This window comes from Streptomyces sp. NPDC031111 (assembly GCF_055570675.1).
The window spans coordinates 25,185-49,126 of the sequence record NZ_JBVIGS010000026.1; the positions used below are offsets into that span (position 1 = coordinate 25,185).

At 68.9% G+C, this 23,942-nt stretch carries 29 protein-coding genes and 1 pseudogene; 18 read left to right on the forward strand and 12 right to left on the reverse strand.

The features are described from left to right. Positions 1 to 92 precede the first annotated feature (92 nt). The 4 genes from ACZ470_RS35745 (at position 93) to ACZ470_RS35760 (ending at position 4,893) form a co-directional block, all read left to right on the forward strand. Positions 93 to 902: a hypothetical protein gene (locus tag ACZ470_RS35745; protein ID WP_468434111.1), complete on the forward strand. Its 810-nt coding sequence runs from the start codon at positions 93 to 95 to the stop codon at positions 900 to 902. A gap of 214 nt (positions 903 to 1,116) precedes the next feature. Further along, entirely contained in the window at positions 1,117 to 2,385 is a 1,269-nt protein-coding gene (locus tag ACZ470_RS35750) for a ParA family protein (RefSeq protein ID WP_468434112.1), read from the forward strand. Next, on the forward strand, positions 2,382 to 3,470 hold the full coding sequence (locus tag ACZ470_RS35755; protein WP_468434113.1) for a ParB/RepB/Spo0J family partition protein: 1,089 nt from the start codon (positions 2,382 to 2,384) through the stop codon (positions 3,468 to 3,470). The genes ACZ470_RS35750 and ACZ470_RS35755 overlap by 4 nt, the downstream gene beginning before the upstream one ends. Before the next feature lie 109 nt (positions 3,471 to 3,579). Further along, on the forward strand, positions 3,580 to 4,893 hold the full coding sequence (locus ACZ470_RS35760; protein ID WP_468434114.1) for a DUF2637 domain-containing protein: 1,314 nt from the start codon (positions 3,580 to 3,582) through the stop codon (positions 4,891 to 4,893). Positions 4,894 to 4,977: 84 nt separating this feature from the next. Here the strand turns inward: ACZ470_RS35760 and ACZ470_RS35765 are convergent, their stop codons facing one another. Together ACZ470_RS35765 and ACZ470_RS35770 are read right to left on the reverse strand one after the other, a co-directional pair. Then, entirely contained in the window at positions 4,978 to 5,139 is a 162-nt protein-coding gene (locus tag ACZ470_RS35765) for an Atu4866 domain-containing protein (protein ID WP_468434115.1), read from the reverse strand. Next, on the reverse strand, positions 5,136 to 5,378 hold the full coding sequence (locus tag ACZ470_RS35770; protein WP_468434116.1) for a hypothetical protein: 243 nt from the start codon (positions 5,376 to 5,378) through the stop codon (positions 5,136 to 5,138). The genes ACZ470_RS35765 and ACZ470_RS35770 overlap by 4 nt, the downstream gene beginning before the upstream one ends. A gap of 195 nt (positions 5,379 to 5,573) precedes the next feature. On the opposite strand from ACZ470_RS35770, the gene ACZ470_RS35775 reads away from it, so the two are divergent. The 3 genes from ACZ470_RS35775 to ACZ470_RS35785 all read left to right on the forward strand — a co-directional run bounded on the left by ACZ470_RS35775 (position 5,574) and on the right by ACZ470_RS35785 (position 7,178). Next, positions 5,574 to 6,161, forward strand: a complete 588-nt coding sequence (locus tag ACZ470_RS35775) for a hypothetical protein (RefSeq protein ID WP_468434117.1) — start codon at positions 5,574 to 5,576, stop codon at positions 6,159 to 6,161. A 169-nt stretch (positions 6,162 to 6,330) separates the two neighbouring features. After that, on the forward strand, positions 6,331 to 6,498 hold the full coding sequence (locus ACZ470_RS35780) for a hypothetical protein (protein ID WP_468434118.1): 168 nt from the start codon (positions 6,331 to 6,333) through the stop codon (positions 6,496 to 6,498). A gap of 131 nt (positions 6,499 to 6,629) precedes the next feature. Next, the gene (locus ACZ470_RS35785) at positions 6,630 to 7,178 is read left to right on the forward strand and encodes a DUF418 domain-containing protein (RefSeq protein ID WP_468434119.1); all 549 of its coding nucleotides are present in this window, start codon (positions 6,630 to 6,632) and stop codon (positions 7,176 to 7,178) included. A gap of 568 nt (positions 7,179 to 7,746) precedes the next feature. Here ACZ470_RS35785 and ACZ470_RS35790 read toward each other — a convergent pair. Then, entirely contained in the window at positions 7,747 to 7,971 is a 225-nt protein-coding gene (locus tag ACZ470_RS35790; RefSeq protein WP_468434120.1) for a hypothetical protein, read from the reverse strand. 476 nt (positions 7,972 to 8,447) lie between these two features. Between ACZ470_RS35790 and ACZ470_RS35795 the strand changes: the two genes are divergently transcribed. Next, positions 8,448 to 8,768: a hypothetical protein gene (locus ACZ470_RS35795; protein WP_468434121.1), complete on the forward strand. Its 321-nt coding sequence runs from the start codon at positions 8,448 to 8,450 to the stop codon at positions 8,766 to 8,768. Positions 8,769 to 8,776: 8 nt separating this feature from the next. On the opposite strand, the gene ACZ470_RS35800 is transcribed toward ACZ470_RS35795, so the two are convergent. Next, positions 8,777 to 9,448 carry a hypothetical protein gene (locus ACZ470_RS35800; protein WP_468434122.1) on the reverse strand — a complete coding sequence of 224 codons (672 nt, stop codon included), beginning with the start codon at positions 9,446 to 9,448 and terminating at the stop codon, positions 8,777 to 8,779. A 211-nt stretch (positions 9,449 to 9,659) separates the two neighbouring features. Next, positions 9,660 to 10,181: a hypothetical protein gene (locus ACZ470_RS35805; RefSeq protein WP_468434123.1), complete on the reverse strand. Its 522-nt coding sequence runs from the start codon at positions 10,179 to 10,181 to the stop codon at positions 9,660 to 9,662. A 39-nt stretch (positions 10,182 to 10,220) separates the two neighbouring features. Here ACZ470_RS35805 and ACZ470_RS35810 point away from each other — a divergent pair, with 39 nt between their 5' ends. The 5 genes from ACZ470_RS35810 (at position 10,221) to ACZ470_RS35830 (ending at position 16,368) form a co-directional block, all read left to right on the forward strand. After that, positions 10,221 to 10,643 (forward strand): hypothetical protein, encoded by a 423-nt coding sequence (locus ACZ470_RS35810; protein WP_468434124.1) that lies wholly within the window; start codon positions 10,221 to 10,223, stop codon positions 10,641 to 10,643. A gap of 183 nt (positions 10,644 to 10,826) precedes the next feature. Then, positions 10,827 to 13,175: a telomere-associated protein Tap gene (tap, locus tag ACZ470_RS35815; RefSeq protein ID WP_468434125.1), complete on the forward strand. Its 2,349-nt coding sequence runs from the start codon at positions 10,827 to 10,829 to the stop codon at positions 13,173 to 13,175. Positions 13,176 to 13,187: 12 nt separating this feature from the next. Then, the gene (gene tpg / locus ACZ470_RS35820) at positions 13,188 to 13,745 is read left to right on the forward strand and encodes a telomere-protecting terminal protein Tpg (protein WP_468434126.1); all 558 of its coding nucleotides are present in this window, start codon (positions 13,188 to 13,190) and stop codon (positions 13,743 to 13,745) included. A gap of 1,355 nt (positions 13,746 to 15,100) precedes the next feature. Beyond that, positions 15,101 to 15,385, forward strand: coding sequence for a hypothetical protein (locus ACZ470_RS35825; protein ID WP_468434127.1), 285 nt, complete (start codon positions 15,101 to 15,103; stop codon positions 15,383 to 15,385). 587 nt (positions 15,386 to 15,972) lie between these two features. Beyond that, positions 15,973 to 16,368: a hypothetical protein gene (locus ACZ470_RS35830; protein ID WP_468434128.1), complete on the forward strand. Its 396-nt coding sequence runs from the start codon at positions 15,973 to 15,975 to the stop codon at positions 16,366 to 16,368. A 343-nt stretch (positions 16,369 to 16,711) separates the two neighbouring features. Here ACZ470_RS35830 and ACZ470_RS35835 read toward each other — a convergent pair whose 3' ends face one another. From ACZ470_RS35835 to ACZ470_RS35850, 4 genes and pseudogenes are all read right to left on the reverse strand, one after another. Beyond that, positions 16,712 to 16,915, reverse strand: a complete 204-nt coding sequence (locus tag ACZ470_RS35835; RefSeq protein WP_468434129.1) for a cold-shock protein — start codon at positions 16,913 to 16,915, stop codon at positions 16,712 to 16,714. Positions 16,916 to 17,211: 296 nt separating this feature from the next. Further along, positions 17,212 to 17,307 (reverse strand): hypothetical protein, encoded by a 96-nt coding sequence (locus ACZ470_RS35840; protein ID WP_468434130.1) that lies wholly within the window; start codon positions 17,305 to 17,307, stop codon positions 17,212 to 17,214. Positions 17,308 to 17,384: 77 nt separating this feature from the next. Next, a pseudogene (locus tag ACZ470_RS35845) lies at positions 17,385 to 17,789 on the reverse strand (RNA polymerase sigma factor); the annotation flags it as partial. A gap of 93 nt (positions 17,790 to 17,882) precedes the next feature. Continuing rightward, positions 17,883 to 18,794, reverse strand: a complete 912-nt coding sequence (locus tag ACZ470_RS35850) for a DUF4238 domain-containing protein (protein ID WP_468434131.1) — start codon at positions 18,792 to 18,794, stop codon at positions 17,883 to 17,885. A 262-nt stretch (positions 18,795 to 19,056) separates the two neighbouring features. Here ACZ470_RS35850 and ACZ470_RS35855 point away from each other — a divergent pair, with 262 nt between their 5' ends. After that, on the forward strand, positions 19,057 to 19,620 hold the full coding sequence (locus ACZ470_RS35855; RefSeq protein ID WP_468434132.1) for a hypothetical protein: 564 nt from the start codon (positions 19,057 to 19,059) through the stop codon (positions 19,618 to 19,620). Between the two features lie 141 nt (positions 19,621 to 19,761). Here the strand turns inward: ACZ470_RS35855 and ACZ470_RS35860 are convergent, their stop codons facing one another. Then, entirely contained in the window at positions 19,762 to 19,962 is a 201-nt protein-coding gene (locus ACZ470_RS35860; RefSeq protein WP_468434133.1) for a hypothetical protein, read from the reverse strand. Positions 19,963 to 20,039: 77 nt separating this feature from the next. Beyond that, complete coding sequence (locus ACZ470_RS35865) at positions 20,040 to 20,417, reverse strand: DUF6233 domain-containing protein (protein ID WP_468434134.1); 378 nt, start codon at positions 20,415 to 20,417, stop codon at positions 20,040 to 20,042. A gap of 89 nt (positions 20,418 to 20,506) precedes the next feature. On the opposite strand from ACZ470_RS35865, the gene ACZ470_RS35870 reads away from it, so the two are divergent. From ACZ470_RS35870 to ku, 4 genes are all read left to right on the forward strand, one after another. Continuing rightward, complete coding sequence (locus ACZ470_RS35870) at positions 20,507 to 21,514, forward strand: DNA polymerase Y family protein (RefSeq protein WP_468434135.1); 1,008 nt, start codon at positions 20,507 to 20,509, stop codon at positions 21,512 to 21,514. Between the two features lie 36 nt (positions 21,515 to 21,550). Then, complete coding sequence (locus ACZ470_RS35875; RefSeq protein WP_468434136.1) at positions 21,551 to 22,000, forward strand: DUF6292 family protein; 450 nt, start codon at positions 21,551 to 21,553, stop codon at positions 21,998 to 22,000. Between the two features lie 69 nt (positions 22,001 to 22,069). After that, on the forward strand, positions 22,070 to 22,285 hold the full coding sequence (locus ACZ470_RS35880; protein ID WP_468434137.1) for a hypothetical protein: 216 nt from the start codon (positions 22,070 to 22,072) through the stop codon (positions 22,283 to 22,285). A 109-nt stretch (positions 22,286 to 22,394) separates the two neighbouring features. Then, positions 22,395 to 23,330 carry a non-homologous end joining protein Ku gene (ku, locus tag ACZ470_RS35885; RefSeq protein ID WP_468434138.1) on the forward strand — a complete coding sequence of 312 codons (936 nt, stop codon included), beginning with the start codon at positions 22,395 to 22,397 and terminating at the stop codon, positions 23,328 to 23,330. A 135-nt stretch (positions 23,331 to 23,465) separates the two neighbouring features. Here the strand turns inward: ku and ACZ470_RS35890 are convergent. Further along, on the reverse strand, positions 23,466 to 23,942 hold a 477-nt coding region (locus tag ACZ470_RS35890), incomplete at its 5' end, for a tetratricopeptide repeat protein (protein ID WP_468434139.1).

The window sequence follows — 23,942 nt, forward strand, 5'->3', positions numbered from 1 at the left end:
ACTGGAGCGACCCATCACCGGACCGTGGTTCGTGGGGCCCGGTCGTTGATTCACATTCTGTGAATCGACTCTGTGCGGGCACACTCTTCTCTATGGCACGTCGCACCAGGAAGTCCCACTCCCCCACAAAGCAGCTGGTCAGGCCGCCGCTCCGGATCGGCACGCTGGATGCTCGGGCACTCGTCGGGGAACTCCGCCAACTCCATGAGGATGCCGAGGACCCCAGCGTCGAGCGCATGCCGGCCGACGATGAGGTCTACGGTGCCCTCCTGTACGTCGAGAAGCATGCGGGCGCTCTGCACAGGCTTCCCCCGGAGCGACAGAAGGAAGCCGCTCTTAAACGCGTCCAGCTCTGGGAGTACCTGCGGGAGCGTGCCGATGCGCACCAGTCGCGGGCGGTGGCTGACGCACGCGCTGCGGGTGCCGAGTGGGCCGAACTTGCGCCAGTGCTCGCGGTGAAGGCACCCAGCGCCGCGTACAACAAGGCCCTGCGGCTCAAGGCCGTTGAGCTGGCGGAGGATGCGTCCGACTTGGGCCCGGTCCGCCGTACACCGGAGGCTGTCATCCGGGTCGAGCGGCGCCTTGCGCGCCAGAGGGAGGCCGAACAACATGCCGAGGAAGTCGCCCGGCAGCGGCATCATCTGCTGGTGCCGGTGGCGCGCGGGCTCTTGGAACACCGAGACGGTCTGGTCCTGGACGATGATGCGGAGTACTGGCTGGACGAGGTCGAGGAAGTCTTGTCCAGTTGCAGCACCCCTACCCAGATGATCAGCCTCAACCGTTATCTGGGTGCCGCTGTCCGTGCTTTGGGCAAGCTGGAGCAGCGCACTGCCCGGCCGGTGACGACCACTCACCAGGCACGCCTGGCCTTGTCCGCAGCGGTTGAGTTCCTGGCTCAGTAGCTGTCCCGGGCTATTACGCCGTAATAGCCCGGGACACGAGAGGAGCACGGGTCGATGCGCGCCGGGCAGGGCGGGGTCCATGCTCGACAGCACCGGAAGGTATTACGCCGTAATAGCTTCCGGTGCTGCTCGTGTTCGGGCACTCGGGCGAACAAGTAGCTAAACTAACGTGTCGGCGACACCAAGGATCTTGAGCGTTAGTATGGTGTCCTCCATGAGTTCGCCAGTCAATTCCAACGACCGCGAGAAGGTCGTGTCCAAGCTGCCGGGATGGCTCCGGCAGAACCTCAAGATCAGGGCCGCTCAGCACGGCATCGAGATCCAGGCCGCCGTCGAACAGGGCATCGTCGACTGGTGCGATCTGGCCGCCTCCCCCGCCTCGGTCGACACCGCCGGTGCCGACTCCTTCTCGACGTTCCTTCCGTCCGGCCATTGGGAGGAGTTCCGCCGTATCGCCGCGGATCGCCGGGTCTCCCTCACCCAAGGCCTGGCCCAGGCGGTCCAGCTGTGGCTGGACACCAACCCGGCGCCCGACGTGGAACGTCCCTCCATCACCCGCCGTATCGTCGTCTGCAATCAGAAGGGCGGTGTGGGCAAGACCGCGATCACTGCGGGCCTCGGGGAAGCACTCGCCGAGGACACCAACTCCCTGTACCCCGTGCGGGTTGCCAAGGCCCTCGCCAAGGCGCTGCGGGCGAGCGAGGTCCATATCCAGGACGACTCCCAGGACGACGGCGACCCTCTCGACATCGAGAATCTGCCCGGTCTCGGCATGCGGGTGCTCCTCGTCGACTTCGACCCGCAGTGTCACCTCACCAACCAACTGGGGGCCTCTCCCCTGCCGTTGAACGGCGACAGCCTCACCAACCACATGGCGGGTGATCCGAAGGGCAACCTTCGGGACCTCATCGTCTCCGTTGACGACGAGACCTTCGGCGGTCGTCTGCACCTCCTGCCCGCCTGCAATGACGCCTTCCTCCTCGATGTGCGCCTGTCCGCCGTGCGGGCCCGTGAGGCCGCTCTGGAAAGGGCCCTGGCGCCTCTGGAAGCCGACTACGACGTCATCATCGTCGACTGCCCGCCGAGCCTTGGCCTCAGCATGGACGCCGCCGCCTACTACGGCCGACGCCGCGACGGCGAAGCGCCGGGTCAGTCCGGCGCGCTGGTCGTCGTCCAGGCCGAGGACAGCTCGGCCGACGCGTATGAACTCCTGACCACGCAGATCGACGACCTGCGCAGCGACCTCCAAGTGGACATCGACTACCTCGGTATCGTCGTGAACCTCTACGACTCCCGCCGCGGCTACATCGCCACCTCCTCACTCCAGGGCTGGGTCGACATAAAGGATCCACGGGTCGTCGGACTCATCGGTGACCTCAAGGAACAGAAGGAAGCGGTCCGAGTGAAGAAGCCCCTCTTGGCCTACGCGCCGAGGTCACAGCAGGCGATCGGTATGCGCGCGCTGGCCCGGGAGGTCTCGTGAGCAAGGCCGACCAGCTGGGCGCGGGCCGATTCGGCGGGGGAGTACGGCCGGTGAGCGCACGCCGTCAGGCCGTCGCCTCCGCCACCGGCGTCCCCACCGAAGGCGTCGCCCCGCCCACGGAACTCCCCCCGCACCGCATCAGCCTGAACCCGGACAACCCCCGCTCCGCACTGGGGGATCTCACCGACCTCGCCGGCAGCCTGGGAACCCACGGCCAGAAGCAGGCGATCACGGTCATGAACCGGGACGCGTACGTCAAGGCCAACCCCGACCGGGAAGCCGACCTCGAACCCGACACCACCCATGTCGTCATCGACGGCAGCAGCCGTCTTGCCGCCGCCCGGGAAGCGGGTCTGGCGATGCTCAAGGTGATGGTCAGCGACGAGCAGGGAACCACCTCCGAGGAACTCCTGGAGTCCGCCCTCGTCGCCAATATCCACCGCCAGGACCTCGAAGAGCTGGACGAGGCCCGTGCCCTTCAGCGGCTGCTCACCATTCACGGCAGCCAGACCGCCTTGGCCAAGCGGCTGCACCGTTCCCAGGGCTGGGTCTCACAGCGTCTCGCGCTGCTGAACCTCACCCCGGAACTCCAGGCCCGGATCGGCCAGGAACCCATTGACCTGCTCCGTGCTGTCGGCAACAAGCCGCCCCACGAGCAGGAGGCGGCGCTGGCCGAGCTGAAGGCGCAGCGCGCCGCCAAGGAAGCGGAGAAGCAGGCACGCAAGCTCGGGGACCAGCCGCAGACTTCCTCAGCACCTCCAGCACCTTCAGTACCCGCCGAGCCCGCCGCCGCGAACGGCACCGGCTATTACGACGTAATAGGAGCCGAGGCCGAGGGTGATGACGGTCAGCGGGCCGATCGGGTGCCCGAACCACGTGCCAGGACCGCGCCGCGCTCCTCAGCCCCAGCCGCCACCGGGACGGGAGCGAAGACCGCGACGCCGAAGCTGCCCTACGACGATGGTCCGGCACTGGCCCGGCACCTCATCCAGACGATGACCGTCCCCGAGTTCAACAGGATGCTGCGGATCCTCAACGACCACCAGCAGCAGCGCGACTCGGCGCCCAACGCCGTCGACCAGTGAGGCGTGCGGCCTTCCGGTCTCCCTATTACGCCGTAATAGGGAGACCGGGACAGCGGGCGAGCGCGAGAGAGGGGAGTGGTACGTGAGCGCGGGGAACGGAATACCCCTGTTGACCCGGGGACACCGGATCCTGATCGGTGTGGTCGTCACCGGTGCCGTCGTCATCGCCGCGATCGGCTTCGCGGGGTCGTACGCGGCCGTTCGTGAACTGGCCATCAAGAAGGGCTTCGGGGAGTTCAGCTACGTCTTCCCGATCGGCATCGACGCGGGCATCTGCGTCCTGCTCGCCCTGGACCTGCTCCTCACCTGGATCAGGATCCCCTTCCCGATGCTGCGTCAGACCGCCTGGCTGCTCACCGCCGCGACGATCGCGTTCAACGGCGCGACGGCCTGGCCGGATCCGCTGGGCGTCGGCATGCACGCGGTGATGCCGGTGCTGTTCGTGGTCGCGGTCGAGGCGGCCCGCCACGCGATCGGCCGGATCGCCGATATCACCGCCGACAAGCACATGGAGGGTGTCCGGCTCACCCGCTGGCTGCTCTCCCCGATCCCCACCTTCCTGCTGTGGCGCCGAATGAAGCTGTGGGAGCTGCGCTCCTACGACCAGGTCATCAGGCGGGAACAGGAACGCCTCATCTACCAGGCGCAGCTGCGGTCCCGTTTCGGACGCGCCTGGCGCAGGAAGGCCCCGGTGGAATCGCTGATGCCACTGCGCCTGGCCCGCTACGGCGTGCCGTTGAGGGAGACGGCCCCAGCCGGTCTTTCCGCCGCCGGAATTCACGAGCCACCCATCCAGCTCACGGTCGAGCCGGCCCGTACTCGCGTCCCGTCACAGCGGCAGAGTCCCGCACTCGAGTCCGCCGTCGAGGTTGAACTTCAGGACAACGTCGCCGAATTGCGGTTCAGCGAGCAACAAGAAAGCGAGCCGACGCCAGAGTTGGAGCCCGAGCGGGGGGAGGAGACCGAGGAAGCCGACGCCCGGACAGCCGAGGAGCACGGGCCGGAACAGCCCTCGCCTCAGGAGCGCGCCGCGGGGGACGCCCTCACCGTCGTCGACCGCTACTACCTCGCGTGGAGGGAGTACCAGGCCCAGCACGGTGGTGAGCCCGGCGCCGATGAGCTGTCCGCCTTCCTCGCGGAGCGGGGCATGTTCGGGCGGGGAAGGAAGCCCGTCAGCCCGTCCACGCTGCGCCGCTACCCGTTGCAGTTCCGGATGTACAACGTCTGGGCCGAGCACCGTGCGCACACGGAGGCGCCGTCGGCCGATGCCGTCGCGCAGGACTGCGCAGCCCGGGGGATCACCGCTCAGTACAACAAGCCGATCACCCCGGCCCAGATCGCCGAGCAGACCGATGACTTCGAGCGGCGTCGGCGCGCACTGGCCCATCAGTACGCCGACGCCCAGTCGCAGGCGTCGTCCTGATCGGCTGCGCAATCGACAAAAGCCCTGGTCAGACAGGGAATGCGCAGGTCCGCAGATGCGCAGGCGCGCAGCCTGGCCGCCCCCTCAGGACCGTATCCCCGTGTCACTGCCGTGCACGGCCTCGCGGTGGGCCGGGCTGCCCTCGCGGTAGAAGACGTATCCGCCGTAGTGCAGGACGTCACCGTCGAACTCGCCGTCCGCGGTGAACCCGGTGTCATCCAGATACTCGATCTTGTTTCCCTTCACCCAGTACTGACCGGTGTAGGCGCCGGCGCGTTCTCCGCGTGCCTGATGTGGTTGTCAGCGGTGACCCACACGCCGACGTAGGGGTGCATGGTCGCTCCGTTCTTGTCGTCCGTGACGGACTGGCCGGGCGTTGGCGGCCGATGAACAGGGGCGTCCGGGGCCGTCTGTCGGCAGGCCACTGCCGCCGCCAGGGCCAGACCCACCGCGACGAGCCGCAGGCCGCGTCTCGTGCTGCGCATGTGTCCCATCGTGCTGGCCGTGGGGGCGGCCAGGGAGGTCGGGATGTTCCTAGGAGTTCCGCACCCACCCCAGGTGGCGGCCTGTCCCACTTGCCCGGGCGGGAGTTGAACCCGTTCCTCGCCGTGCACGTTGCGTCTTGTCAGCAACTACTCAGCACCTCAGCTCATCGACCGTCACCGTCGAAGGACAGCCGTATGCGGATCTTGCCTCAGGTGGAACCTCTCCAGGAGTCCCTTTCGCCTTTCGCGGCCGAGCGGCTGCTCGCACGGCCCCTGGTGGTCGCTCAGGACACCATCGAGCCGGATGCCATCCGCCACACCCATGCCCGCGTCATCGCGCCGGGCCTGTACGAGGTCCTCGCCCTGGAGGAGGAAGGCGTCACGACGCTGACCGATCAGTCGCTGGCGTCCCTCGGGGACATCATCGGGCTGCGGAACCTTCGTCAACTGCCCGTGGAGAGCCATACCGTGCCCGAGGGATACCGGGGCATCGGCCTCAACATGGTGGTCGGTCACTCCCGCTTCACCGCCAGCCGGGTCCTGGCGCTGCACGAACTGGCCCAGGACGTCACCGGGCGCGGCCTCGGCCCGAATGGGGCGATCGTGGCCATGCCGCACCGCCATCAGGTGGTCTTCCGACCCATCGGGACCGCCCATCTGGTCCCGGCGCTGCATGGCCGCCTTCGCCACCGCCAACTTCGAGGGCACCGGGCGCTCCGTCAGTCCGGACGTCTAGTGGTGGCGCGCCGGGAGGCTCACCCGTGTCGTCCGGCAGGACGGTGATCAGCCGGAGCGGACGCGCAGTCCTGAGTTCGACGTCATGCTGATGCGGCTCGCGGCGGAGGGCCGGGGGAGTGGTGGGAGTGGTGTCCCGCGGCTCCCCCCCAGCAGCGTTCCGCACCCCCGGCCGACTGCCTGGGGTGACGACGGTCGGGTTGCCCGATCCGCGCCGGTGCCCGGCGTACGGGTCGACGAGGTCGACGCGCTGCGCGGGTTCGCCCTGCTGGGCATCCTCCTGGTCAACGTCCAGGCCATGGCCGGGCCACACCTGGGGCAGGGCGGCGAACTGGTGGCGTCATGGCCGGACGAGGTCGCCGCGTGGCTGGTGACGACCCGGTGAGCGCCAAGTTCTATCTGCTCTTCTCGTTCCTGTTCGGGTACAGCCTCGCCCTTCAGAGGGCCGCGGCCGAGCGCGCGGGGGCGCCGTTTGCCTCCCGGTAACTGCGCCGGATCGGCTGTCTGTTACTGTTCGTGGTCGTCCACGCCGAGCCGACACCGCCGGCGCGGATCGTCGTCACGGCGCAGGAGTGGGCGACGGCGTACCGGTCCGGGCCCGGCTCGGTCGTCCAGGCCAATCTGCGGTGGCTGCGCGAAGGGCTGGGCTGGAGAGTTATCCACGGCGCCGACATGCTGGCGGCCGTCCTGGCGGGCATGGCTGCGGGCCGGTGCGGGCTGCTCACGCACACCGGTCGGCATCGGGCGTGGCTGGTGCAGGTCCTCGTCACCGCGCTGCCGATCGGACTGCCCGGGAGCGTCTTCATGGCCGTCTGCCGCAACGGGCCGTTGGACGCCCGCTGGTACGACGTCGGTTCGGCGGTCGGGGTCCTCACCGCTCTCGCCCTGACCACCGCGTACGTCTGCGGCCTGCTGCTCCTGCTGCCCACCCGCCCCGGCCGCCGCATCGCCGAACTCCTCGCCCAGGTGGGGCGCCTGGCCCGTTCGGCCACCGACGGCGTGAGCCGTTCGCCGTTGGCCAGCACCTGCCGACCGCGACGGAGAGCACCTTGCCGTCCGGGGTGAAGTGGTACTTCACATCCGTGCCGTCGGCCATCAGCCCGGTGTCGACCGCCCGGTCCCACAGCCGCATGACCCGCTCAACTTCCGCCTGCGGGAACGGCGGCGCCGCATGCTGTTGGACCCCAGGCTGGCGGCGCGCGTCACGCGCCGCGCGCTTCTTCTTGATCCGCCCCACCGGCGGCCTCCCTTGCTCATCGGCCGGCCCCCGCCCGTCAACGAGCAACCGCAGCTGCGGACACGACCGCGCCACCCGACCGGCTCCGCCAGTGCGCTGAACCGGACGCGGATCACGGCCGGGTGCGCAGCAGGCAGGTACACGGCTGGTCTGGCCCAGCCAGGCGGCGACATCCTGGTCGATGTACTCGACCAGGCACAGGACCTCGGGGTGGGCCTCGCGCAGCGCAAAGCGTCGTCGCCGGCAAATCTCGACACCGTTAAGGCGTGCCGGGAGCTGGGCAGGCTGTTGCTGGGAACTGAGGTCATGGTCAGCCCAAGCGGCCTTCGGTGTCACGGGTACCGGCAGGCCCGGATCCGCCGGGGTGCCTGTTTGTCCGCGCTGCGAAGGGTGCGCTCACCCGGTGAAGAACGAGTTGAGCATGTCGTCGAGCGCCTCCAGCGTGTCGTCGCGGCTGCTGATGCGTGTGGCGAGCAGGCCGATGCAGGAGGCGATATAACCGCCGAGTTCGACGATGAGGTCGTAGAAGGCCTCCTCATCGTCGTGAAACAGCCGGACCATGAACTCCGCGGTCTGGTTCATGCCGGTGGGGCCTGTCAGCAGTGTCTTGAGCATCTCCACGAGCGGAGCGTTCGTGAAGCCCGAGAGGCAGCCGCCTTCTCAAGCTCGGAGATGATGTCGGCCGTGTCGCGGTAGCGTTCCTGGGCCAGCCAGGCGGTCAGCCTGCCGCTGCCACCCCGGCACCGACCGCGAGCATGTTCACGTGGTCGGCGCTGCCCGCCGCTCGATGGCGTGGTGCCACTGCGCCCGTATCCAGGCTTACCGCGGTGTGGGCGGCGGTGACAGCGAAGGGTTTCCTGAGTAGCTCCAACAGCGCGTGGTTGGTGCGGTAGACGCGGCTTCGCTCGTCCCGCTGGAGGAGTTTGACCCGCTGGCCGGGCCGAGGCGCCGCTTCACCGCCGGGATACCCGCCACTGTGGGTTCAACCGTGTGTTCACTGTGCCGTTCCGGGGGCCGACTGCTTGCTACGCAGGAACGGCACTGCCCATCGGGCCCTGTCGTAGCCCTCGGCATCGTGCCACCCGGCCCAGAGCACAATGGCCAGTTGCTCCCAGGCATACCTCCGCCAGGCGCTCGCCGCGCACCAGGCCGTCGTGCCCCCGAGCCGCGTCGACCCGTCGATCGCGGAGGCGGTGGAGCGGCAGACCCGGGCGATGCGGACACTCAGCCGTCGGTCGTTCCCCGAGCCGGAGGCGGCGGCCAACGACCAGCCGGCCCCGATCCAGCAGGCCCGCATCGAGCGCCGCCGCCAGGCCGACGTCTCCCACGCGGCGGCCCTGCGCCGGGCACGTGCGGAACGGGCGGCGGGGGCGGAGGCCGCGGTACCGCAGCCGACGCCGCTGGGCAGGACGGCGTGAGCTCGAGGTCAGGGGCGGCGGGCGAGGACGTCGTCGATGCGGGATGCGTCGGCGATCCACGTCGCGGCGGCTGGCGCTATGAAGCCGAGCACGGTCTGGATATCGTCCCGGCGGGCTTCGAGGGACAGGTGCCAGATGCCCTCGTGGTGAGCGATGCGGTTGCGGAACTGGTGCAGCCGCTTGACCGGGTCTTCCACCGTGGTCAGGGCACGGTTGGGGGCGTGCGGGAAGGCGCCCGCGAGGTCGGGCCACAGGCTGGTCTTGTACTGGCGGGCCAGCAGGAAGCGCCAGAAGCCAAAGCTCAGCTCCGCGATGACCTTCCCGTGCGGGATGGTCGCAGTGCCGCCCCGCCCGGCGCGCTCTTGGGCCTGGGCGATGTCGCCGCGGGCCTTGCCACTGAGGGGGACTTGCCTGTCGATATACCACTTGGTGGTGCGGCCCCGGCGCTGCTGGCGGGCAACGAGCCGGGCGTCGAGCGCGTTGCGCAGCATGATCTCCAGGTGCCCGAGCGGTTCGAAGAAGGCCGCGGCGAGGTCGCTGTTCCACCGGTACAGCGCGAGCGCGGCGGCGGTGTCACCAGCGCAGGCGGTCAGGTAGGGGTTCAGCTGGTCGGGGCTGATCAGCTCGATGACGGCCTTGTCGTCGGGCGGCTCGATGCTGGTGGGCGGCGTGCTGTGCATGGTGGGGCAATCGTAGGTATACTGAGCGACGAAGACCCTGGGATCGTCCCCGGTAGCCCTCGAAAGAGGGCAGGCCACACCCCAGGGTTCAGACGTCTGTCGAGGGCTGCACGGTTTGACCGTGCGGCCCTCGCGCTTTCCAGCTTGCGAATCAGGGCGGCTGCCCGGATCGATCCGGGCAGCCGTCGTCTGCTTGTCGGTGCGGTGCTGGTCAGTCGCCGGACTCCTGGGGGAGACCGTCGTCCAGGACGATGCGGATGGTCTCGCCTTGTCCGGTGACGTTGGTGAGCCTGGCCGCGATGCGGTTGTAGGTAGTCATGGCCAGTGCCCAGTCGCCCTGCAGCGGGGTGGCGGTGGAGCGGGTGTTCCACAGCTCGATGAGCAGGGCGATGAGGGAGCGTCCGGACAGGACGGTCTGGACGCGGCCCTCCTTGATGTCCTCCACCGAGGGCGGGGTGCGGAAGTGGCTGTGGTCGACGGCAAGGGCGGCGAGCCACTCCCAGGTATCGCGGTGCGCGATCAGTTCGGCGGAGGCCACACCGGCGGCCTTCAGCAGCAGGACGCCGTGGGCGACCTGCGGATCCTCTGCGCCGGCGGAGGCCTGCGGCGTGGCGGCAGAGGGCTGGCCGGCGGAGGTGCCGGTGCCCCGGTAGGCGGCCTCGATGGCGCGCTTCAGCACGAGGTCCTGGTCCTCGCCGGACTCGGGCTGCGGCCGGTGCCCAGTGTTCTCCATGGTTTCCCCCTGGGAGTCGGAGTTGGATGAGACGGACGGATGACCTTCGGCACTGGCAGACAAGCCGTAGCCGGCCTCGGGTGCGGGCGGCTGCGCAGTCCCCTCGGGACGGGCCTGCGTGCCCTCGCCGGACGTGTCACCTGTCCCCTCGGGCGGCGCGAAGGGACGCAGGACGTCGACAAGGTCCAGGAGCCGCCGGAGCTCACCCCGCGTCTCATTCAGGTCGCTGATCATCCGGTCCTGACGGCGACGGACCTCCCGGTTTTCCTCCCGCAATCCGGTGACGCCCGCTTGGAGCTGCTCCAGGATCTTCAGGCGGCTCTGCGAAATGTCACCGTGCAGTGCGGTCAGCCCGACCGTTGGGTCATCGAGACGATCGAGACGTGCGAGTTGCTGTCGTATCGCCTCCAGTTCCTTCATGGCGTCGCCAAACGCGTCTTTCCACCCCACGTGACCCCCTGATTACTCCGAGCATGCGACCGCCCATATCTCCCCACCGGGGCTTGAGGTGACGCGACGGTTTCCAGCCCTTCCCTGACCAAGACCATCCTCACCGACCCCACCTGTCATCCGTACGCGATTTGTACGGTAAAAGTACGCGAAGCTTACGGTTTATGAGGTAGAATGTGGGTCAGGAGGTGTTCCATGTCCGAGTTGTTCGACGCGGTCGACGCGCTGGTCGCGTCCCGCTCTCCGCTGCCGTCGGCGGAGGAGCGCAAGCGGCTGCGTGTCGCGCACGGCCTGACGCTGGACGAAGTCGCCGGTGCGCTGAAGGTGCGCCGGGCCACGGTGTCCGCCTGGGAGTCGGTGAAGAAGCCGACCGAGCCGCGGGGCCCGGAACGTGAGGCGTACGCCCGGCTGCTCAAGCAGCTCGCGGAGCTCTACCCGGCACCCGAAACGCCAGAGAAGTCGGCTGCCCCGATGCCCGCCACGTTCACCCGTGCGCCCAGCCCGGCAGGTGAAGTGCCAGAGGTTCCGGACGCTGTGATCGACGAAGTCGCCGCATCCCGCTACCCCTCTCCCGGCGTGCCCCGCCCGGCGGGCTTCGCCGACCCGGCCGAAGCGCGGACTCTGTCTACAGGGGAGGCGTTCGAGGCTGCGGTCATGACTGCAACCGAGAACCCCCAGACCCCTGACCCTGTCGCCGCTGCTCCGGCGGCCGCGCCCTGTCCGGCGCGCACCGCCAGGCCGTCGTCGACGTCGCGCCGTCCCGGCGCGAAGAGGGCGGCCCCGGCCGGGACTCCGGCGGTCGGTACCGATCCACGGTTCGAGAACGGCCCGCTGGCGGTCGTCGACGTCGAGGACGGCAAGGTGTTGGCGTACTGCACCGGCGGCCTGGTCCTGGACGTGCCCGCCAAGAGCATCCCGGCTCTGGTCGACTGGACGCTGCGCGAGGCCAAGCTCGGTCAGCCGAAGCTCGCCGGGCCCGGTAAGGACGCCGACCCGCTGATCGTGCTCACCGAGGCCGCGCTGGAGCGCTACAGCCTGCCCGTCACGCTCACGGAGGAAGAGAGGCACGCCGGGCGGATCCCGGAGGGCCACAAGGTCATCAAGCAACTCGCGCGGGTGGAGTGGAAGCTGACCAAGCGCGGCTTGGGCCCGTGGGCAAGGATTTACCGCCCCGCCACCGGTTCGGAGCGTGCCTGCGTGCAGCTGTGCATCCCGTCGTGGAACGCGCTGGACACCCGGCACTGGGGTGAGGTCGGACAGCTCCCGCCGGCCGAACTCGCCCGCATCCTGGGGGTGTACGCCTCGCGGGTGATGACGCCGCGCGGCTCCACGGCCGTGACCGGCCTGGAGCTGATGACCGCGCTGCACCCGCCGACGCGCGCCTCCGAGCCGGACGCCGACGGCAAGCGGCACTCCGAGCACAATCCCGGCTCGCTGGGCAAGGACGCCATCGACCCGATGAACTGGCCGCCGTGCGAGGTCCCCGACGGCCACCCGGTCCTCAAGGACCTGCCCCGGTTCCATGTGCGCGGCCCCAGCGAGAAGCTGTTCGAGGAGGCGTACGACTGGGCGCGGCCGATGACCGATGCCGAGTGCACCCTGCGGCACCTGGTCGGCATCGACGTCAACATGGCCTTCGCCGCCGGCGCGAACGGTCTGAACGTCGGCCTCGGTGAGGCGATGCACGTCAAGGCCCCCGCGTTCGACCCGAAGCTGCCCGGCTCGTGGCTGGTCGACCTGTCCCACGTCGACCTGTCCCGCGTGAAGGTGGGCAAGGAGTGGGTGGAGCTGGACGCCTCGCTGTTGCCCAGCCCGTTCACCCCGAAGGGCGAGCGTCCCGAGGGACCGGCTTGGTACGCGACGCCCACCGTCGCCTACGCCCAGGAGCTCGGCTACGAGGTGCGCCCGATTGAGGCGTGGGTCCGGTATGACAACGGCCGCTACCTGGACGGCTGGTACCAGCGGTTGCGCGACGCCTACCTCGCCACGATGGCCGACCTCGGCGTCGTCGCCGACCTCGCCCCAGAGGACTTCCTCGCCGCGATGGACGGCTACAAGGACCGCGACCCGGACCTGGCGATCGTCGTCTCGGCGATCAAGGCAACGGTCAAGGGCGGCCTGGGGAAGCTCCGCGAGCGGCCCCGGGGCGAGGGCTGGCGGCCGGGCGAGCCGTGGCGGGCCCTGTCCCGCCCGACGTGGCGGCCCGACATCCGGGCGGCAGTCATCTCCCGCACCCGCATCAACCTGCACCGCAAGATCGTCAGGCACGCGGCCTTCACCGGCCAGTACCCGGTCGCGATCCTGTCCGACTGCGTCGTCTACGCGGCCAACGGCACCACCCCGCTGGACCTCCTGCCCTACCGCGACGGCAAGCCGCTGCCCGGCGGCTTCAAACTCGGCATCAACCCCGGCCTGGTCAAGCACGAAGGCACCCAGACCGTCCTGTGGGGCGAAGAGGTCCGCGAGCGGTTCAACGCCCCGGAGCTCAACCTCGCCCGGTACATCAAGGACGGCACCGTCACCGACGTCGACAACGGAGAATAGGGGAAGGCGACGATGAGCCTGATCGGGGACGGCCTGGATGCCGCAGTGCAGAAGGCATTCACCCGCCCGGCGCCCAAGAGTGCACCCGCGCAGATGCGGTACCTGGTCAAGCAGCTCAAAGGCACAAAGGCGGTCGCCCAGATGCTGCGCATCTCTCAGCGCACCGTCGAGCGGTACGTGAAGGACCAGATCAAGAAGCCCCGCCCGGACCTCGCCGCCCGTCTGGAGCGCGAGGTGAAGAAGCGATGGCAGCCGCAGATCCGGGCCAAGGCCCGGCGGAAGGCGGCGACCACCGGCGGCATCGTGATCGACACCCGCGCCCGTATGGGCTACACCGCACCGATCGGATCGACCGACCAGGACCGCATTCGGCATCTGACCGTCGCCCTGCCCCCGCAGTACGCCGCCCGCCTTTTCGACGCCCAGGAGCAGGGTGCCAGCGACGCCCGCCTTCAGGAGATCGCGGCCGAAGCGCTCAAGGAGGTGTACTTCCAGGACGGCGGCCGCCGCGCCGGCAGCCTGGAAGAGGTCCGCTTCACGGACATCGAACACCTTGAGTTCGAGCTGTAGCAGCCGCGCCCCCGAACAGCCCACGAGCCCGGATGTGACTGAGCGCTTCAGTTGGCGAGTGGGCATATGAGTTGGCGAGTTGAGCGGGCGGCTGTGACCAAGCGCGGTACATGTCGGGATGGGCAACTCTGATGCACGAATTCGGCCCCTGAACTGGGCCCAGTGGCACGAACGGCACCAGGCCAGACTTGCTTCCCGTCCGCGGAAGCGGGCTGTGGGCGCGGGTGCGAAGCACCGGCTGGTGTTCGTCGATCGGCTCCTGGCCACCGTCGTGCACCTCGATGGAGTCCACCCGATGGGTTTCACTGAGTGGACTCCATGGACCAGCCATGCCTCGACCAACCTGATCGGCGTCGGCCGCACCGTCCGGGACACCTTCGCGAGGTCGCCGACCTGCTCACGTAGGCGACGTGAGCGGCCCGCCGCACTGTCACCGCCGTTGCGAGCAGCTCCCCCTTGTCAGTGACACCAGCGACAATTCCTTCCGACAGTGCTGTGGGGCAGGGGGATGCGCGAGCATGCAGACAAATGACTTCTTCCGCGGCAGGCTCGATGAGCACGTGGACCGGCCTGACCACAGGCCAGGTGAATGGGTGTGCCAGCTGTGGGAGCTGGATGTCGAGCTGATGGAATCCCTGCGATTCGGTCCCCTGCCAGCCCACCCGGATCTAGACGTAGCCATGGCCTTGACCCGGCTGCTGCACGAGGATTTCGTCGCCAGGGGCACACGCCACGGCGAACGCATGAACGAGAGGAAGTCGTCCTCGCCGTCAAAGCGCACCGGGCGATCCTCGACGCCTGGAGCCGCCGCAGCTGCCGTTCCGCCATCACGACATGTCCGGGGCGGCGGATGGCAGGTGGGCCGCGAGTGCATCGAAGGCTGGGGGCGACCAGGCAAGCCCTGGAGGACCTGCAGGAGGCCGAGTACGAGCAGCGGTTCAAGGAGGGCCCCGTGGCACCTTCAAAAACCTCATCTTCGCGCCCATCGGCCCGAAGCCGCAGACCGTGTTGCCGGACGCGGTGAGCAACGAGGTGGAGATCGTCCGGAACGCCGAGAACTGCCTCGTGCATAAGGACCCGCTGCCGGTACATGGCCTGACCTGGCGGCAGATGATCACCTGGCAGATGAACCACATGCCGGACGCCGAGGAGCCGGAAGCCGCCGATGCCCTCTACCGGCGGCTGTACCGCTCACTGGATTCCCTGCCGGAGCAGACGGTCCTGCGCACGTACTGCACCCGCTACGCCGAACCCGATGGGTTCGACCTGCCCGCCTCATCCCGCAGGTCTACCTGCACTACGACCCCTACACCCGCAAGAGCAACGGACACAGCGCGGCCCTGCACCGCGAGCGCATGGACTTCCTGCTGCTGGCCCCCGACCGCTCCCGCATCGTCATCGAGATCGACGGCGCCCACCACTACGGCACCAAGAACCCCACCGGCGCGCACGTCCGCACCACGTACACCGCCGCGCCCAGGCAGTACTCGGAGATGGTCGCCGAGGACCGCCGTCTGCGGCTGGCCGACTATGAGAACTACTGCTTCGGCGGCTGGGAACTCACCCGGCCCAACAGCCCGCAACTCATCTCTGACTTCTTCACTGAGCTCCTCACCCGCCACAAGAAGCCGACACCATAGCGGCGGCACAGCGCTTGAGTAGCCGACCGTGTCCATGGCCTCCATGTACTCGATCTGCCAGTTCTCGTACTCACCGAGATGAGCCGAGTAGCCACCCCACAGCAGGTGCGCGAGCTTGTGCAGCTTGTTCACCTGCTGGCAGAAGTTGACGTTCTGCTGGATGGGACGGGCGGGAGCCCTGCCGGCGCCGTGGCCGACCACGGCGTACCGTAGGCCTCCCCTGTCGCATCCTCGCTGTCCAGCCAGTTGAGCTGACTCCAGGACTCCGGGTCGATGCGCTGTTCCACCTTGGGCAGGTCCAGCAGGGCCAGGTACCAGTTGAGGCAGTCCGCCAGTCTCCTGATGTTGTGCGTGCGCAGCCGCTTGTCCAACTGGTCGGAGCTGAGGTCTTCTTGTCCCGTGTAGCCCTCGCGCAGCGCGCACTGGGCGGCGGATCGCGGCGGGGATCGCGGCGACCGACGCCGTGGTGTAGAGCGCGACGTCGACGGCGGCCGTCGCCTGCTCCACAGACGTCGGGCTGGACCGTCGTTCGCGGCTGGGAGTGTGATCGACAGCGGATGGGGCTGATGTTTGGCACGATGCCCGTTATGCAGCAGCTGCCGATCCCCTGCCCCGGCCATCTCATCCCGGACGCCACCGCCGCGTTCGACGCTGCATACCGGGCGGCCAAGGCCCAGCGCGCCGTGTTCGTCGCTGTCGAGCGTGAAGGCCAGCAGTGGACGGTGAAGATGGACGTGCTGACCGCCGGCCCGGGCCACACCGTCGACGATGCCGTGAACGAAGCCCTGCGGGCCGCCATCATGCGCCTGGTCCGAGACCGGGAGGCCGGCGCAGACGCCTATGCAGGGCCGGTGTACTTCATGCTACGCGACGTGTGCAGCGAGGCGCGGGCTCGCGAGCTTGCTGCTGCCTTCCACGCTGCCCTGTACGGAGACCTGGAGCCGTTGAACCGCGCGGTGCCTGGTGCTGACCTGCAGGAATAGTTGACTGGCCCGCGGATGGAGGTTCCGCTGTCCTGTCCTTTCTGTCCGCCCTCAGTGTGGGACCGGTGGGCTGGTGAGAGGAGGAGCGCATCAGTGATCTGCCTCATGCCTCGCAGCACGCGCTGGCGCCCGCAGAAGTTCTCCGCTCTGGGTGTCTTCACCCGACCGAGTAGTGCCCCGGCCTTGGCCCACCACGACCCGACACGGGCATGTGAGGGCTTCTTGGCCATTGCGGTGGCGGGCGGGGGCCACGGGCGGTCCAGGCCGGTTGTAGCTCGCGGGCGGGCATGAGTGAGGCGGCTGTCCGTCCGGGCAGCCGCCTCACCTTCAGTTCTCTGTCTGCTCAGCCGCGGGTGATGTTCTGCGCCTGCGGGCCCTTCTGGCCCTGGCCGATGTCGAAGGTGACGTGCTCGCCCTCCTGCAGCTCGCGGTACCCGCTGCCCTGGATTTCGGAGTAGTGGGCGAAGACGTCCGGGCCTCCGCCGTCCTGCTCGATGAAGCCGAAGCCCTTTTCGGCGTTGAACCACTTCACGGTGCCGCTGGCCATGCTGGTCGATCCTTCGTGTCATACCCGGGAACAGCCCTTTCGCCGGGCATGCTCCGGCCCGCGCGTCCGCACGAGCCAACAGCCGTTCTACCCCCAAGCCCGTCGCTTATCCTGGCGAAACGCCAGGCGAGGCCCGGCCGGCCGTACTACCGGGGCGGGAGTCCGGTGTGGGCGCCCGCATCCCCCGGCCAGGCCCACTGCCACATGGCGCAGCCGGGACCGCAGCGACACCTCCCTGGCCAGCGCGCGCTCCAGTTGCTCGGGCACGGCCCGCTGCGCTGCGCCATTCTGCTCGCTCATGCCTCGTATCCCTTCTCGGCAAGGTGGTCGCGCAGCATGCGCCGGGCGCGGTGCAGCCTGCTCTTGACCGTGCCGGCCGGTACGCCGAGCACCTCCGCGCAGGACGCCAGGGCAGGTCCTCCAGGTGGAAAAGGATCAGCATCTCGCGCTCCAAGGGCGGCAGAGCAGTAAGACCTGCCTCGATCTGCAGCATGGTGAGCACGCTGCCGAGTTCGTCGTCGGCGACTGCGGTCGCGGCTTCCTCCATGGCCGTCTCCGGAGCCTTGTACGTCTGCCGCAGATGGTCAGTGACCGTGCGCCGGGCGATGGTGAACAGCCAGGGGGCGAACCGCTCCGGCTGCCGCAGCCGCGGCAGGCCGCGCACCACAGCGACCCACGACGCCTGAGCGAGATCGTCCGCGAGGTGCGGAGAGCCGACCATGGCCCGGACATAGCGCCACAGCCGGGGGTGCCACATGGCCACCAGCTCGCGGAACGCCTCCCGCTCCCCAGGCTGGCAGCGCACCACCAACAACCCGTCGCCGCCCACCACACCTCCCTGCGCCGCACCGCCCGTCACACAGGCAGTCGGCATTCCGGGCGGAAAGGTTCACGGAATCCCGAGCATCCGGTCAAAACGCCGGTCGTAAGAGGAATCTCACCCCTTGATTACGACTTCAGACAGGCCCTAATCAGCTCGCTGCCGTGCGGCGAGCCCTGCGAACTCCTGTAGGCCGCTCTTGGGGTGCATGTATACGTAGCGCTCGGCCGCGTGGATCTGCACGGTGTTGAGGCGGTCGACGACGGCTCGTGGGAGGGTGCCCGTAAGGTTCTCCCGGCCGAGAGCCAGCAGGTACTTGGGGCCGATGGGCAGGACGAGGGTGTGAGCGTCCCCGAAAGCCATCCCGTACGTGGTGGTGCCCTCTTCCATGCGCATGGTCACTGCCGGGTTGTCGCCGATCAGGAACTGCCCCGTTTCGGGCATGAGCACTTCGACCCCCCACGTCGACGCCATAGCCCGCACCTTGTAGAAGGTGTCTTCGATGCTGGTGCGAAAGAGCTTGCCACTCTGGTGATCGCGGACCACCGATGAGCGTTCGATCAGACGCTCGGCAAAAACACCCAGGGAAGCCGGTCCGGACAGGTGCAGTCCCGTCTCACGCAGTGCCTCGCGACGTAGCTGCTCCGGGAACTTGCTGATCAGTTTGCCGACCAGGCCTGCGCGGCTCCGCTCGAAGGCACCGGTGTGTACGTCGCGGTAGTGATGGGACCGGACGTAGTGGAGCACGACCAGGTCTCGCAGCGCTGCCACGTGACCCGGGTCGGCGAACGGATTGCCGGCATGCACGGCGGCCAGCGCGGCAGGAGCGCGTCTCTCCACGCTGCACCACAGTTCTTCAGCGGATGCGGAGTCGAATGCAACGAAGTTCTCGGCCCAGCCGCACGCACGAGTGCTCTTCAGCTTGTGCAGGCGTCCGGGGCTGCACAGGTCGAAAGGGAGCAGCTGCCAACCGCTGCTCTTCGGGCCCGGCACCGTGAACTGCCTAAGCAGCACCTGGGAGATGAGGTGCTGCCGTGATGTCTGCTGTGCGGTTGCCACACGCCGAAGTCTGCCAAGTGCCCTCTCGGGTCGCTAAGGATTTCCGGCCCGATGCTGCCACTGGCCAGTAGAGCCTCACTTCCTGGCCATCTCGGCTGACTCGCCCATCGATCGCCTGCACTGCGGGTTCCTGGCATCCGCAGGCTGGGGCACACCAACGTGGAGCCTGGCTTCCGGAGAGGCTGGACGCGCCAGCCCGCTGAACGGGGTCGAACACAGTTCCGTGCGTTCTGTCCGCGTTGCTCGCGGGCAGAGTGTGGGCGTGACGAAGCCGCGAGCGGATTACCCCTGTGTACTGCCGGGAGACCCGGCCTGGATCGAGGATGCCCGTTACGTGCAGGACATCGTCTCCGGTCTTGCCGGGGTGGCGGCGGTCGCCCACGACTACGGCGAGCCTGAGAAGTACGTTCTGCCGCACCTTCCGTTCCGGGTCGCGGCAGACGCCATCGGCCGGATCCTGTTCGATATGCCGCCCGCTCGCCACGACGGCGTTTTCCTGACGACCCTGCCGGCCTTCCAACTGGACGCCCTGTGGGAGGTCCTGGGAGTCCTGCGGCGCGCACGGGACGCAGACGAAGACGCCGCTGAGGTCCTGAACTTCGTACGCCTCTACACCGCGGGGTGCATCCTCCAACCACGCGGCATCGACGACGTGGTGACCGGCATGGAACGCATCCTGGCCGTCCTGTCCCTCGACATCCCAGCGGTCCGCACGGTGGTCACCACACTGCTTCTCGAGGGCGAGCGGGGCGACGCCTTCCGCGCCGCGCGCGATGAGCTGTTCACGGCGTGGCGGGCCGCTGGCTTTGGCCTGGGGGCGACCTGAGAGGTTCTGCGGTCGACCGCCGACCGTCGGCACGACGATGCCAAGGAGCTCTACGAGAACAGGGTGCCGCTGCTGATCCTCCTGCCCAGCTCGATGCCCTCCGTGGACTACCGGAAGCGGAGGACGTCAGACAGGCTGAGGTCAGGCGCGGACGCTGTTGTAGTGCACGCCGGGGCCCCACTTGTCGCGCACCGCAGTCATGCACCATCCGCAGAGAGGGTTGCCGCCGAGGCCGTAGCGGTGGGTTTTGCGCTGGCAGCCGGCGCAGGGGCCGACCTTGTCGCCGGGGCAGGTCAGGGCGGAGGGGTCGGGCTCGGTGACTGGTGGGGGAGGGGTGGCCATGGCAGGGTCCCGTTCTTGGGCGATAGGTGTGAATCGCCGCGAATGCAGGATATCGACCCGACGGTATGGGTGTTCGATCAGTGCGCCGCGGCGGCGGAGGTGGCTGCGCGGTGGGCTAACTCGGTGATGCCGAGTAGGCCGTCGGGCCGGCAGTGCCCGCATGCTTTGAGTCCTGCGGCGAGGAGGCGGCGGGCTTCGTCCCGGTCGACGGGGCGGCGGCGCTTGCCAGCCAGGTAGCAGTCGCCCGCGTGGATTTGCAGGGGCGGTCGCCGGTCGCCGATGCCGAGCTCCACGATCCACTCCGGCGGCGCCGGCCGACTGCGGCGCCCGCGTTCCTCTTCTGGCTGCCGTCGGGTGAGGGCGGCGATCTTGGCGTCGATGCGCTGCAGCCACATGGTGTGCCAGACCCGCAGGGTGTGCAGGCGGTCCAGGTCGGGCGGCAGGTCATCGAACATACTTTTGATTCTATGCTCATGATTCACCGTTCGCGCACTCGCGTGTTCGATTTTCTGTTCGATAGCGTGGGGGGTGGGAGGTGGCCGTGATGACTGCAGAGGCTGCATCAGCTGGTGTGGTGCCGACGGTGATGCATGTGCGCTGCCCGGACCGCCTTCCCGAGGGGACCTACCGGCAGGTCTTGGAGGAGCTCGCCGGGCTGTCACCGGTGGTGCAGGCGCTGCCGCCGTCGGCTGCTCTGGTGGAGCTGAAGGGTGCCCTGCGTTACCACGGCACGGACACACGGCGGCTGGGGGAGATGCTGCGGGTCCGTACGATCTCCCGCCTCGGTGTCGACGTCCGAATCGGCATCGGCCACTCCATCACCGTCGCGGCCACGGCCTCCACCCAGGTCCCCGAGCCGGGCGGTGTCCTCGCCGTCCCGCCGGGGCGCGCAGCCGAGTGGCTTGCCCCGTTGTCGGTGGAGGCTCTGCACGGCATCGGCCCGCGCCAGGCCGAAGCTCTGCACGAGTACGGCATCCACACCGTCGGCCTGCTCGCCGCCGTCCCACCCACCACCATTCAGCGCCTGCTGGGCGGCAGGGCTGGCCGTACGGCGTCGGACCGGGCCCGCGGCATCGACCCTCGCCCCGTCGTCCCCCGAGACCTGCCCTCCTCGGCGACCGTCCGCCACACCTTCGATGGCCACGTCCTGGACGGCGCCACCGTCCGCGCCACCCTGCTCGACCTGGTCGTGCGGCTGGGGCGGCTGCTGCGCTGCCGGGGGCAGGCTGCCCGGGCGCTGACCCTCACGCTGCGCTTCGCCGGTGGCGCCGGCTGGGAGAAGACCCGCCGCCTGACCGAGCCGTCCGCGCACGACGACGACCTGCGTACGCTCGCCTACCAGCTGATGGACGCCGCCGGCCTCCAGCGCGGCCGCCTCACCGGCCTCGCCCTCAAGGGTGAGGACCTCATCGGCGCCGACCGGGTCGCGCAGCAGATCAGCCTGGACACCGCCCGCGAGGCCCGCCTCGTTGCCGAAGCGGCCATGGACCGCATCCGCGACAAGTTCGGACCCGGTGTGATCGGTCCGGCCGCGAGCCGCCGCGCCTCCTGATCCTGTTCATCCCAGCCGTCAGGAAGGAGCGCGCCCGTGTTGCTTCAGCCGCCGGGATGGATCCCGCCCCGTCTGCTTCCGCACTGGCCCTACGCCCAGGCGGTCGACGACGCCCTCACTGCCAGCGGTATCCCCGCGGGAGTGGTGAGGGTCAGCTGCACTGGACCGGGCTCCAGCGCGTCGATGTACATGATGTTCCGGTGGGATGCCAGCCGCACCGGCGGTCTCGGCGGCCTCCAGCTCGACTGGGCCGAGGAGACCGGATGGGCCTACAGCCTGTTCGCCCTCGCTCCGCACGACGTCGTCCTGACCGGACCTATCGCCGCGCTGCACCGCGTCTTCGCGTCACCGGAGGCAGTCGCTGCGGTCACGGACCCGATGGTGCGCTCCTGGCGCCGGCCCCGCGGCGACCACCGCGAGGAATGGAACCAGGCAGACGAGGCACGGGACGCGATCGCAGGCTTCCGTGAGAAGACGAGGCGCTGAACTGGCTCCCCAGCCAGGCTCAGCGAGCCGGGCGCTGCGGAACAGGACTCCTGCCCGTACGCTGATCACGTGACCGCCCGCCGCACTCTCGGCACCGGCCCGGAGAACTCCACACCCATCGGCGCCGCCCAGGCCGACCTGCTGGAGAACCTCCCCGGTGTCCTCCTGCCCGACCTGGCTGAACTGCGCGCCAGGGGAGTCCTCGGACCCCGCACGGCCCGACTTGATGCCGCCCGCCGCGTACTTGGTGCAGGCAGTCATCCGGACACTGACACCCCCGGCTGACCGCTGTGCCGGTCAGAAAGAGCGAGGCAACACAGAGCCGTCCTGGAGCCGCGCCGGCTGTGTGGTGCTCGTAGGCTGGTGGTGCTCGGGGTGACTGCGGAGGTGTGCGATGCCCCGAACGATCTGGTCCGGCGCGATTTCGTTCGGCCTGGTCACGGTGCCGGTCAACGTGGTCAGCGCGACGGAGGACCACAGTGTGCGGTTCCACCAGTACCACCTTGAGGACATGGGCCGGGTGCGGGTGCGCAAGTTCTGCGAGGCGGAGGACCGTGAGGTCTCGGGCGACGAGATCGGCAAGGGCTACCAGCTCACCAAGGAACAGGTCATCCCGATCAGCGATGACGAGCTGAGCAACCTGCCGCTGCCGACCGCGAAGGCGATCGAGATCGAGGCGTTCGTCCCCCTGCAGTCGGTGGACCCGATCCGGATCGGGGAGGGCTACTACCTCCAGCCCTCCGGCCAGGTCGCGGCGAAACCGTACAAGCTGTTGCGGCAGGCGCTGGCCCGGTCGGCGAAGGTCGCCGTCGCCAAGTACGCCTGGAGCGGCCGGGAACGCCTTGGCCTGCTCCGGGTCCGCGACGACGTGATTGTCCTGCACGCGATGCGCTGGCCCGACGAGATCCGCGACCCCGCCGAACTGCTGCCGCCACCGGTGGAGCTGAGCGAGGACGAGATCGACAGCGCGCTGGCTCTGATGGACACGATGACCCGCGAGGACCTCGAGGGAGAGGAGTTCCGCGACACCTATACCGAAGCCCTCCAGGAAGTCCTCGAGGCGAAGCGGGAGCACCGCGACCTGCCCGCTGCGCCGGAGCCGGCCGAGCCGACCGGCCGGGTCGTGGACCTGATGGCAGCGCTGCAGGAGTCCGTGCAGAAAGCCAAGACCGCCCGTGGCGAGGACGCAGACGTCCACGACCTGCCGACGACCAAGAAGAAGACTGCCGCGAAGAAGACCGCCAAGAAGACGGCCGCGAAGCAGCAGCCGGCCGCCCGGAAGAAGACAGCAGCGAAGACGTCCGGCCGGAAACCGCGCCGCAGCGCGTAACGCCACCCTTGGTGCACGCTGCGCGGAAGAATGACGATGGCTCTGCGCCCCGTGGTCCCCCGAGCCGGGACGCAGAGCCCTCAAGACCTGGGTTCCGGTAAGAACGCTGTCACTAGCCACAAACGAGTGACATCCCTACGACGTGCTCGGCGGCATGTGGGGGTTGATGGGAGCGGACAGGGCCGGTTGCCATGGAGATGTTGGTGTGCCGTCCGGGTCCAGGCCGTACGGCCACAGCCTGTTGTAGACCTCCCGCATCCTGGCCATGCTGTGGGGGACGTTGCCGTGGTCGGCGGCCTGGCGGGCCAGGGTTTCAGCATTGTCCCGGTCCCTGGCCTTCTCCCGCATCTGGGCCAGGTGGACCAGGGCGAGGGTGTTGCCGTGGTCGGCGGCCTGGCGGTAAAGACTCTCGGCATCGTCCCGGTCCCCGGCCTTCTCCCGCATCTGGGCCAGGTGGACCAGGGCGTCGGTGTTGCCGTGGTCGGCGGCTTCGCGGGCCAGGGCTTCGGCATCGTTCCGGTCCCCGGCCTTCTCCCGCATCTGGGCCAGGTGGACCAGGGCGTCGGTGTTGCCGTGGTCGGCGGCTTGGCGGGCCAGGGCTTCGGCATCGTC